Annotated in this window: 7 protein-coding genes; 5 read left to right on the top strand and 2 right to left on the bottom strand. The window is 43.1% G+C overall.

The genetic code is table 11. From position 1 onward, the window contains the following. Window positions 1-16 precede the first annotated feature (16 nt). From DIU38_RS19925 to DIU38_RS19935, 3 genes are all read left to right on the top strand, one after another. Entirely contained in the window at window positions 17-2,938 is a 2,922-nt protein-coding gene (locus DIU38_RS19925) for a gliding motility-associated C-terminal domain-containing protein (RefSeq protein WP_112652695.1), read from the top strand. Between the two features lie 116 nt (window positions 2,939-3,054). Next, the gene (locus tag DIU38_RS19930; protein WP_112652696.1) at window positions 3,055-6,546 is read left to right on the top strand and encodes a T9SS type B sorting domain-containing protein; all 3,492 of its coding nucleotides are present in this window, start codon (window positions 3,055-3,057) and stop codon (window positions 6,544-6,546) included. 170 nt (window positions 6,547-6,716) lie between these two features. Further along, window positions 6,717-9,074, top strand: a complete 2,358-nt coding sequence (locus tag DIU38_RS19935) for a gliding motility-associated C-terminal domain-containing protein (RefSeq protein WP_112652697.1) — start codon at window positions 6,717-6,719, stop codon at window positions 9,072-9,074. Here DIU38_RS19935 and DIU38_RS19940 read toward each other — a convergent pair. Next, complete coding sequence (locus DIU38_RS19940; RefSeq protein ID WP_112652698.1) at window positions 9,057-9,788, bottom strand: pyridoxine 5'-phosphate synthase; 732 nt, start codon at window positions 9,786-9,788, stop codon at window positions 9,057-9,059. The genes DIU38_RS19935 and DIU38_RS19940 overlap by 18 nt on opposite strands. A 55-nt stretch (window positions 9,789-9,843) precedes the next feature. Between DIU38_RS19940 and DIU38_RS19945 the strand changes: the two genes are divergently transcribed. Further along, entirely contained in the window at window positions 9,844-10,386 is a 543-nt protein-coding gene (locus DIU38_RS19945; protein ID WP_112652699.1) for a hypothetical protein, read from the top strand. Next, on the top strand, window positions 10,367-11,365 hold the full coding sequence (locus DIU38_RS19950) for a polysaccharide deacetylase family protein (RefSeq protein WP_243770695.1): 999 nt from the start codon (window positions 10,367-10,369) through the stop codon (window positions 11,363-11,365). The genes DIU38_RS19945 and DIU38_RS19950 overlap by 20 nt, the downstream gene beginning before the upstream one ends. Window positions 11,366-11,765: 400 nt before the next feature. Here the strand turns inward: DIU38_RS19950 and DIU38_RS19955 are convergent, their stop codons facing one another. Further along, on the bottom strand, window positions 11,766-12,677 hold the full coding sequence (locus DIU38_RS19955) for a serine hydrolase (RefSeq protein WP_112652700.1): 912 nt from the start codon (window positions 12,675-12,677) through the stop codon (window positions 11,766-11,768). Window positions 12,678-12,687 lie beyond the last annotated feature (10 nt).

Genomic DNA, 12,687 nt, shown 5'->3' on the forward strand with positions numbered 1-12,687 from the left:
TCTTGAATACCTAAACATGACGGGCAGGCGAGTTTTACTTTTTATCACTGGTTTTCTTTTTATCAGCTTTAGAAGCTTTTCAGCTGTTTTCACGGTAACCAGCAATGCAGATTCGGGGCCGGGTACTTTGCGCGAAGCATTAACGCTTGCCGCGGCCAATGGCAGTGTTACCAAAGATTATATTTATTTTAATTTACCAGATTTAAGCGAGGTTGGGAGAACGATATCGGTGTTGACACAATTGCCTGATGTTTCATCAAATTTGGCAATTGATGGAACAACCCAACTGGGAAGCAGCTTTGGAGTTACTCATACTAAAGTTAAAGTAAGAAGCTTCTATATACCTGGTAGTAACCAATATACTTTTGGTGGCAAGAATATCGATGAACTTGAAATATATGGTATATGGTTAAACGGCGACGCCGACGCCTTTTCCTTTAATGATTACGGTAATATTACGATAGGCGCAGCATCAAAAGGAAACTATGTAGAAACCGCATATATCGGGTTCAATAAAGGGAAAACACTAACGTTTCAAGATAATATTTGCTGGAGCAGCCTTGATGGTCAGCAAGTGTATAATGGAGGCATGGATATTAACAGCTGCGATAAAATTACTATTGGAGGCAGCGCCAGCACTGGAAATATGATAGGTGGTTTTATGCAAATCGTTATAGACAATCCGGTTAACAACGATTTCAATATTAGTTATAACAAAATGGGGACTAACATTGAAGGCACAAATGCACCGGCGGGTGTAGTGCAAAATCCAAGAATCAGTATATACCCCAGCTCACTCTCAACCGGAGCAGCAAAAAACACACCTGTAAATGGCAGCATCAGCAATAACTTATTGGCCAATACTTATCAAACAGCTGTTTTACTTGTAAATGCACCAAGCGGCAATCTTACTATTCAGGGTAATGGTATCAACACCAACCAGGCTGGGACAATCAACTTAAATACAAATAACCAGGGTATTGCAACAAGTGGCATTGCTTTTTCTGGTGGTGCAAAGGTATTGATAGGCGGCACTAACACCGCACAAAGAAACGCTATCGCTTATTGCTCCGATGCCATTATAAGTACCCCAACTAACGGTTTTATTGTTTCAAGGAACAGCATATTTTGCTATAATGATCATGCATTGTTTTACAGCAACAGATCCGGCAATCCTTTTATTAAAATACAAACCGTAAGTACAACAAACGTTAGTGGCATTGCCACGCCGGGGGCAATTATCGAACTCTTTATAGCCGACTGCGATTGCGGCCCTCCTGCTCCTAAAACTTATTTTGGTACCACCACTGCCGACAATGCCGGTAACTGGGTTTACAATGGTCCGGTTAACGGTAGCGTAATAGCTTCAGCAACGGCAAATACCTATACTTCAACCTTTTCAGACCCGTATGGCTTTTTAAATCTTGATGATTCCAATCCCGTTAAAATGTTGCCCGGCTGTAATATGAGCAACGGCTCTATTAAAAATATAAAAATCACAAACCTTAGTGGAACTAACGATACTTATTCCTACACGTGGACAAATGAAAACAGTATTGAGGTAGGACACGACCTTGATTTAACCGGTGTACCAAGCGGCACCTATACGCTCGAGGTTAAGGGAAGTGGATGCGGCTCAGCATTTTCAAAACCAATTCAGCTTCAATCACTTACTATCAACCTTGACCTTTCTAATTTAAAAACAACCAATGCGGGCTGTAATGGATCTACTGGTTCAATTACCGGCATAACCGCATCAAACGCAACACGTTATCAGTGGATAAATAAAATCAACAACCAAATTGCAGGCAATTCAAGCGATCTTAGAGATGTTGGACCAGGTACTTATCAGCTGACTGCAAACAATGATTTCGGATGTAGCGAAAAAAGCATAGAGTATACCATAAACACCACCCGACCCACCACCTACCCTGTTTATCCCTTCTCCATTACCAACAGTTGTTCCGGCCAAAACAGTGGCTCCATCACTCTTACAACCGATCCCCTGGTTAAAACCATGCGCTGGATTGATGGCAACGGGCAGCCCGCAGGCACGGATGCAAATCCACACGGCCTTAAACCCGACACTTATAAAGTTTACTTTACCGATGCCAGCGGCTGTGAAACGCTTTATCCGCATGATTTTACCGTTAACGAAATTGATCCCCTGCAAATAGTGGCAAACTCAGAAACCCGTACCGATGATCAATGCGGATTAAATACGGGGGGTATAAAAAACATTCAGGTTAAAGGCGGCACACAACCCTACACCTATTTATGGCTTAATGTAGCCGGTGAGCATTTGGTTACATCGCAAGATCTTACAGGCGTCGGTGCCGGGGATTACACGCTGCAGGTTCAGGACGCCAGTGGTTGCGGCGTTATGGCAAGTCGCATTTATACCGTTTTAAATGAAAACAGCAGCATAGATGCGCCGCTAATCGCCCCCTTGCAATTATGCGCCCCGGGCGAAGCTTTGCTATCCGTCAGTTCCCCATCTGCCGGGAATACCTATCGTCTTTATGATTCGCAAACAAGCACTCAGTACCAGGATGAACAAACCAATGGCATCTTCAAAATCAAAGCAAACCCCAATAGCACTTATTATATAAGCCGGGTTAGCGGCCAGTGCGAAAGCGAACGAACTCAGGCGCAAATAACCATCAGCTTATCTGCTATTGATATCCCAAACGCGTTCACACCTAATGGCGACGGTAAAAATGACTACTGGAAAATAAACAATGCTCAAAACTATCCGCAGGCAATAGTCCAGATATTTACCAGGTACGGGCAAAAAGTATTTGAATCAAAAGGTTATAGCGTACCATTTGACGGAACTTATAATGGCACCAAACTTCCTTCGGGAGTGTACTATTATATTTTAAATCTCGGTAAAAGCTGCAATTTGCTTTCAGGCAGTTTGTCAATCATCAGGTAACTATACAGCATTTCACCATTTTGATGTTGTTTATTGTATAAGCACCACCTGATCAATATAATATTCACAGTGTACTTACAGCAAAAAAGTGTATTTTGCAGCTGATTACCTAAATCATGTTTATCAAAAAATTATCACTCTTAGTACTACTCATATCGATCTTGTGTTGCAATGTGGCTCTCGGTGCTACATTTATAGTAACCAGCAATATAGATGCCGGTCCCGGAACACTTCGCGAAGCCTTAACAAATGCAGCAGCTAACGGTACCGCAACACAGGACATCATCCAGTTTAAATTACCGGGAACACTCGTATCTGATAGAACCATCAGGCTAAGAAGCCAGTTGCCTGCCATTACATCTAACGTTGTTATTGATGGAACAAGTCAGCCCGGTATAGCCTTCGGCGTGTCTGATGCAAGGGTTATCATCGAGCCTGAAACAACGCCTGTAAATTTCAGCGGTCTTTTTATTAACGGCGATCCAAACTCGGGAGGGGCGGTAGCAAAAAGCATTGAGATCTACGGCCTGTATATCCGCAACTTTGCCAAGATCACCAATTTCTCCAATCCCGATTTTAACCAGGGTTCGGGTATTTATATTTTAGGTGATGCCTCAAATATCATAATAGGCGCGCCGGGCAAAGGCAACGTTATATGCGGAAACCTTAATGGTATTGTTAATTATTCAAACTACTATAACGTTAACGGCCTTGCCGATGCAAGCATTCAAAGCAATATAATCGGTTTACTTGACGACGGCTATACAGCCGCCAGCAATTTTGACGGATTGAACCTTTTTATCAGCAAAACTGTTAACATAGGTGGTGCAAATGCCAATATGGGCAACATCATATCGGCCAACGCTGTAAACATCGGTATCGGCAACACGTCCAATTTTACTGTGGTGCCAGGGACTATCAATATTCAAAATAACAAAATAGGCACTGATTATACCGGCAAAAAGGATTTTAAAAACATCCCGATATTTCAGCAGAACGCGTTTATGAAGGCTTATGGCATCAGTATCAATGCTACTAATACTACGGCGAATATCAGCGCCAATATTATTTCGGGGCAACGTTTTGCAGGGATCGCTATTGAGCAGGCTACATTTAACATTACAGGTAATAAGATAGGTACTGATATAACCGGCACGGCCGATCTGGGAAACGGCGAAGGCATCAGGGTTGGCGAAAGTTCGTCGGGCACCATTGGAGGGCCGAATGCAGCAAATAAAAACTACATTGGTTATAATCAGTATGGCATTGAATCCCTTAACAGCAGGCATACACTCATAACCCGGAACAGCATTTTTTGTAATAAAGATTATGGCATAAGCGTCATAAGTAATTATTACACCGTTCCTTTTGTGCAGGTGCTCAATTTTAGCAGTACAGCGGTATCGGGAGTAGCTACACCAAACTCGGCTATCGAACTTTTCTTCTCAGACGATTGCGGAACTATATGTCAGGGCAAAACCTATATTACCACCGTTCAGTCGGGTGCGAGCGGCAAATGGACATATTCAGGCAGTATCGCCAAAGCAGTAATAGCCACTGCTACCGATGGCAGTAACAACACTTCTCCGTTTTCATCGTTGGTAATACGTGATGATGATATAGTTGTTAAACATTATACCTGTACCCCCGGCAGCATCACTATAAAGCAAGACAGAAGCGGGTTATTATTTCACTGGGATAAAAAGGAGCAGAACGGCAGCCTTACAGCAATAAAAGATGGTCAGAATGTTTCGGGCCTTTTACCCGGCACCTATCAGCTCACGGTTCAATACCCGGGTGGCTGCCAGAAGGTAACACAACTTTTTGAAATAAAAGATCTTCGGATCAAGATCCAAAACGTAATTGTTCCGGTTCCGGAATGCCGCCAAAAACTGTTCCCTTTTAACGTAAACTTTACCGGTGGTGCAGGCAATCTCACTTTTACATGGAAGGACAAGAACGGCAACGTAGTGGCCAATACCCAGACCCCCTACCTACCCGAAGGCTCATTTACTGTAACTATTCAGGACGAGGCCGGGTGTTCGGCAACGTCAACCCTTACGCCACCTATAAAAGCCAAACCGGGCCCCGATTATGACTTATCTACAATGGCTGTGACCCCTGCCCGTTGCGGTATAGCCGACGGCAGCATAAAAAATATTACAACCAAAGTTGGTATTGGTACGCTTACCTACAAATGGCTCGACGCTGCAGGCAACACCGTCAGTACTTCGAAAGACCTGGTAGGTGTAAAAGGCGGTTTGTATACCCTGGTGCTGATGGACCAAAGTGAATGTAGCCCCTATGCCACTTCACCATTATTTATCTCAGAAACAAATTCGGTAATCATTTACGATGGCTTTATTACCCCTGCCAAATGTGGTGAAAATAATGGTTCGATAACCGGTGTTGGATATCAAAATGCCAATCAACTACAATGGTATGATCCTCAGGGTAATCCCATCCCTACCAATCCTGCAAACCTCGACATTTTTAATCTTGCTGATGGCTTATACCGGCTAAGTGCGATAAATTCTATTACGCATTGTAGTAATGATAAATATTTTCCGGTTGGCCGTTTGGCTCCGGAAGTATTTACAATCAAGAACCTTATTAACGTTCCCACAACCTGCGGGCTCAACAATGGCAGCCTCCATATTGATTTTGAGGGAAGTATAAAGCCAAGTTCTTATCAATGGGTTGATGCAGCCGGTACAACAGTAAGTTACGGTACCGATGTTCCAAACGCCGCCCCCGGTTCATATACGCTTCATGTAACCGATAAAAATGGCTGTGCTTCTGTATTGGGTACCTGGGTAATACAGGCAACCCCTTTGCTACAATTTTCGGCGAATAATGCCCCGGTAGCCAAGCCCGATGAGTGCGACCAGCTATTGGGCAGCATTACGGGCATCGATGTTTCCGGCGGTGTGCCTCCATATAAATTTATCTGGACCGACGCCACCGGCAATACCGTAGGAAACGAAAAAGATTTAATAAACGTGGGTAAAGGCACTTACTCGTTAATAGTTACTGATGCTACCACCTGTGCAATTCCGTTACCATTCAGCAAGGAGGTTGGCAACCAAAAATTTATCCCAGACGCTCCTGTATTAAACGACCAACGGATCTGCCTGCCCGGAAAAGTGGGCCTGTCTGTTTTAAACAAAACTACAGGCATGTATAATTTATATGCCGATGCTACATCAACAACGCCGCTTCAAACCAGTAATACCGGTAATTTTGAAGTATTAATAACCGAAACCAGTGATTATTATATCTCATACAGCATAGGGTCATGCGAAAGCCCGCGCACCAAAACACATATCGAAGTTGTATTGGTCGACGTAAAATTCTCCAATACCATAACCCCCAACGGCGATGGTGTAAATGATTACTGGAAGATAGAAGGCCTTGAAAAATTCCCCGGCACCTTAGTTCAGATCTTTAACCGTTACGGAAAAAGGGTATTCGAATCAAAAGAATACGCCACGCCATTTTCCGGGCAGTTTAATGGCTGGCTGCTGCCTTCGGGGGTGTATTATTACATCATTAACCTCAATACTCCTTGTAAGCTGCTATCGGGCAATCTTACATTGATCAGGTAAATTTTAACAACATCATGAATAACCTGCCGCTCCCCTTTGCGGCGGGTATATTACATACAATATATCAACAAAAATCGTAACTTACTGGCAGGCAATATCAACCAATACTAACGAACCGGTTTATTGCCCAAATCAATTTATAAACTAACATTCCAGATTGTGTTGCCGCCATGAAACACAAGTTGTTTCTGTTTACGCTATTTCTATTGCTGACCTGTTTAAATGCAGAGGCCACGGTATTTACCGTTACGAGTAATGCCGATGCAGGAACAGGCACACTGCGTGAGGCCCTTACTAATGCAGCCGCTAACGGCACAATTCAGCAGGATATTATTAATTTTAACCTGCCGGGCAGCGTGACCATCACACTTTTTACGCAGCTCCCCGAGGTTACCTCTAATTTAATTATCGACGGCAGCACACAGCCAACACCCAAACTCGGCAGAAGTGACGCCAGGGTTTATATCATACCTGATGTTAGCTATACTTTTCCGGGGACTAAGGCAGCAGCCCTGATCATGACCGAAGTTACCAATGTGGAAATATATGGCTTATGCATAAAAGGTTACAGCAGCAAACTCACAAACTTTAACGGCAACCTGCTTTTCACCGCTATATCCGCTTACGATTGTACCAATATTACCATAGGCGCACCGGATAAAGGAAATGTTTTTTGCGATAACATCTACGGTGTGTATTGCGGCACCAACTCACTAACCGACTCAAAGAATAATGATAATATCAATATCCAATCAAATTTTATTGGTTATGATGAATCGGGAACAAATGTTGTTGAATTAGGGTATGCACTTGATATAACCGCCGATAACTCATTAGTGGGTGGCCCTACCTCCAAAGAAAGAAACTATTTTGCTACCGCGATAGCCCTGAACGGAATTGATAATAAGTTTATCAACAACTCGCTTTCACTTGATGTGAACGGGCAGGACAACCGCGTAAACGGGGCATCCATACTTGTACGGTTTCAGGGAAGCAATACGCAGGTAGCCGACAATGATTTTTGTTCTACACAATTTCAGTTTATATCTGTAAACAGCTTCACTTTTATGCGTAATAAGCAAAGCAGTATACCGGGTAATTCGGGTATGTACTTATTTAAATGCAATAATGCTTTTATTGGCGATGATAATGATAACGATATCAATATCTTTAGTAATGACGGCGGCGCTTTCTATGCGGTCGAATCAAACAATATTACTATTGCCAAAAACAGTATCTCATGTAATACAACACCATACCTGATATCAAGTGGCACAGCCATTCCCAACATTAATATAGTTGTAAACAGTGCCGCCGAATTTTCAGGAACGGCATCGCCGGGAGCCGCAATTTATATTTATAATGACAATACAGATTGTTCTGTTTGCAACCCGGTACAGTACCTGGTTACGGTTGTTGCAGATGCAGCGGGTAACTGGAAGTTTACCGGCGATCTGCATAACAAAAAACTGGTGGCAAATGCTACACTTAACAATAGCTCATCCGAATTTACCCAACCGGTGATTTCGACATCGGCCGCCGATTATGTGAAGGCTAATCCTACTTGTTTTAAAAACAACGGATCAATCACCCTGCAAAACTTAAAGAACGTTATCGGGGTTGACTGGTATAATGACCAGGATCAATTAGTACAATCCGGTGGCCCTAAACTGGAGGGTGTTGGCGTTGGCACCTATTACGCCAAATGCTATAACGGAAATTGTTTTGCCAAATCTATCCCCATAACCTTAACCAGTTCAAATCCCGGTATAGATGATTCAGGGCTTCAAAAAGTGAATGCTTCCTGCGATGCAGCAAATGGCAGCATCAGTAATTTAAAGCTTATCAATACAAACGGCGGTACACCACCATTAAGGTGGACAAATGAAGCCGGAGATGTAATACGCAACACACTGGATATCGACGGGCTTCCCGGCGGAACATATACATTAACCATCGATCCGGACGGTTGCGCCGTGCCCTATCACATTACCCTGCTTAACCAGGAGCTTGTTATCGATCCGCCTGTGATAAGCAGCTTTCAATTGTGCGGTCCGGGCGAAACAATAATACCAGTAAAAAACCCCGTAGCAACGTCAACCTACAGGCTTTATGATAGTGAAACCAGTACTACTCCGCTTGATGAAGAGCCCAATGGCAAATTTAAAGTGAACGTTACCGCCAACCGGAGTTATTATATAAGCCGTTTTAGCAACGCTTGTGAAAGCACCCGCACAAAGGTTGATGTAAATGTAGGCCTTTCAAACCTTAATATTGCCAATGTAATTACCCCCAATAACGATGGTATCAATGATTACTGGCAGATAGCAGGAATGGAAAACTATCCATTGGCCACCATAAAAATATTTAACCGGTATGGCAAAAATATTTTTAACTCCATAGGATACAGCCACCCGTTTAACGGCACCTATAATGGCAAACCATTACCTACGGGCAGCTATTATTATATCATTAACCTCAGCTCGGGCTGTGGCTTATTATCGGGCAGTTTAAGCATTATCCGTTAGCGATAATTGCCTCAGGTACATTTGGATAGTGTTTTCCAAACCATAATACAAGGCATCGCTTACCAGGGCATGGCCAATGCTTACCTCAAGCAGGCCGGGTATATTTTCTGCAAAATATTTCAGGTTATGTAAATCCAGATCATGACCGGCATTAAGACCCAGACCAGCCTGCTGAGCCGCTTTTGCTGCCTCGATATAAGGAGCAATAGCAAGTTCTTTCCCCTGCGGAAAATGAGTAGCATAGCCTTCGGTATAAAGTTCTACACGGTCGGTACCGGTATTGGCTGCGCCCTCAACCATTGCAGGTATTGGATCAACAAAAATAGATACCCTGATCCCGGCTTCTTTAAATACCGCTATCATATCTTTTAAATAATGATAGTTAGTGATGGTATCCCAGCCATGATTAGAGGTGATCTGCCCTAATACATCAGGTACCAGGGTAACCTGGTCGGGTTTATTGGCAAGCACCAGATCGATAAATTTTTGTTCCTGGCAATTACCTTCAATATTAAACTCGGTAGTAACAATTTTCTTAAGCTCAAACACATCGCTATAACGAATGTGGCGCTCATCGGGCCGGGGGTGCACCGTTATTCCCTGCGCGCCAAAACGTTCACAGTCTTTAGCAACCTGGATCAGGTCGGGATTATTGCCGCCACGCGAATTACGAAGGGTGGCTATTTTGTTGATGTTGACAGATAGACGGGTCATACTTCAAAGTTATAGATCATTTAGATAAGTTGGCAGATATATTTAACTTTAAACCATGAAGCCTAAACAAGTCATTATCGAACTGTGCGTACTGTTTGCCATATATGCGCTGGCCTTTTTTTGTTGGCCTGTTTTGTCAGGAACAATATACGGCAATATGACACTTGATATAAACATGCACGATACCTATTTTGTGATGTCAGCATCCTCTTTTCAGCTCCTGGTATTGGGGACTTTTTCCATTTTGACTACGCTAATCTATTTTATCCGTGCTATTGTCAAACGATATAAAAACAAAATAGTCAATATCGTTTTAATAACAAGCGACTTTTTGTTGATTATTATGCTGATAAGGATATATCGGATGATTTTGCTTTTAGAGCAAACACTGGATGTAAACACCAAAGGCGGCTGGACGATATATCCCCCGCTTTCGGCTTTAGGCCATCAATCTCCATCTGCCGAAATAACCAGACATCAACATTTTGATAATTACATGTTTATTCCAATAACCATTTTTATGTTGATATTAGTTGTAAGCAGTATACTTACCGGTAAAAACTGGCAAACAAATACCCATGAACAAACAATTTCTTAAGATATCTCTACCGCTCTTTATTCTTGCACTTCTTTGTACCGGTACTTTTGCACAAACCGTTTATCGCAAAATAGAAAACTACAAGGTTTACTATGGCTGGGCGCGCAACTATCCGCAAGACTGGATGATCCTTCGCTGCTTTGATAATGAGGGGCGCAATTATCTGTTGATGGTGAACCCGCAAACACTGGAAACCAAAATAAACGAAAGCAGCTTTTACCAGATCAAACCCATGACGGTGGGGCAGGCGCGTGAGTTTTTTAAAAGTACACCTTATCAAAAAGCGCTCAGTAAAGCCGAAAAACAATCTGTCAACATTCAGGACGCAGGCATCGAAAGCGGAATCCCCAAACAAACCGGCATCAGCCTTACCGCCGACCTTTGCCCATCGCACCGCCCGCTGGATAAGCGCATCTTCACCGACATTTTCACCGAATTTAAAAAAGTAGAACGACCAGTACCAATAGCGCTTTCCATAACCGGCATCTGGATGCGCCAGCACCCGCAGGACCTGGCCTGGCTAAAACAAATGCAGGCCAACCGTGAGATCTACATTACCTGGATCAATCATTCCTTCAATCACCGGGTTAGCCTGAAAGCCCCGCTTAAAGAAAACTTTTTACTTGAACCAGGAACAGATATTAGTTATGAAGTACTGGAAACGGAACAGGCCATGCTGCGTAATGGCCTGTTGCCGTCGGTATTTTTCAGGTTTCCCGGCCTGGTATCTGATCAGCAGTTAGTATACCGGATTACCGGTTTCGGCTTGATCCCGGTTGGCACCGATGCATGGCTGGCTAAAGGCCAACAACCCCAAAATGGCAGTATTGTGCTCATACACGGAAACGGCAATGAACCTGTAGGCGTTAACGATTTCATTAAACTACTGCAGTCAAAAACACGATCAATTGCCGGTAAGCAATGGTTACTGTATGATTTACGCGAAAGTGTGGATGAAGAGTTTAGTGAAGCGCCATGAGGTAAGCCGGCAGTGCGCAGTGGCAGTTAGCAGTGCAAATGCGCAGACTTACCAAGTTTAGTTTTTAAGTTTTTTGAGTATGATACCCTAAAATAAAAGCCCCATAGCACTCGCTGCATGGGGCTTTAAACCTAAACCTTATCACAAATCCGGGTTTGGATACCCGTAATTGAATTGTAAATATAAAAATGATTTTTAATAATTTTATGGGGTTTGTTACAATTTAATTCTTTTGCACCATATAACATCCATTTATATAAATCTCATATTTTTTTCATCTTAATTTAACAGTATATTCAGAATGGTGTCTGCATCGTTCTATCCGGATACCGAAAACATATGTCTCTCGGCTTTCTCTCAAGACTTTACGCTAAAAGAAGCAGCAATGCCTTGTAATTATTTACTCATTCAACATAAACTTGTCAACTCCTTGTGCAGGTTGCCATTTATCTCCAGGTTCAAAATAATGCCAAAGCAGGGCCGATACTTTTTTGATCAGCAATCCGGCTTCATTGTCGGGTGTCCAGCTGGTATCCTTGTTATGATTAGTAATGATCGAAAACACATAATCTCCATGCGGGGCATTTACCAGCACAGTTTCCGACCTTGATTCATCAACCGCTCCCTGTTTGGAAATGGTATGTACATAAGGCGGAATTTGCGACAACGCGTGCTCATCCCAGTAAATGCGGCCCATGTTACGGTACATCCGCTCGCTGGCTGCCGGGCTTACCGCCTTACCTTCGCGGATCATAGCGAACAGGCGGCACATTTCGCGGGGGGTGCTTACTCCCCAACCATAGACCTTGCGGATAGCTTCCCTGCCCGCCACACGTGAATTTACCCGCATTACCTTAAAGTCATTTTGATTGAGCCAGTTGTTGATATATTCGCCGCCCACCAGCTTTTGCAGCCACAAACTTGCGGTATTATCGCTCATGGTGATCATGAGCATAGCCACTTTACTCAATTGTACAGTGTCTTTATCTTTGAACGAGCCCAGCAAATCCTCGCCGGCATAAAGCAATGAATCGCGGTAAACTAATTTTTGATTATACCTTAGCTCACCTTTCTCTATCTTATCCATCACCCCGCATTGGATACTTACTTTGATCATACTGGCTGTAGGGAACAGCGTATCTGCATTGATCTCCGCCGTTTTGCCGTTTTTTAAATTATGTACATAAATGCCAACCTGGCCCTGAAAATCTTTGACAGCTTCATTCAATTTAGCGGTGAGTTTACTGTCGGTTTGTGCAAATGCCGGTGCTGCTAACAATGTCAACAACAGTAAGGTAAGTTTATGTTTCATGTGATAGCAA

Source organism: Mucilaginibacter metallidurans (genome assembly GCF_003286435.2).
GTDB classification, from domain to species: Bacteria; Bacteroidota; Bacteroidia; order Sphingobacteriales; family Sphingobacteriaceae; genus Mucilaginibacter; species Mucilaginibacter gossypii.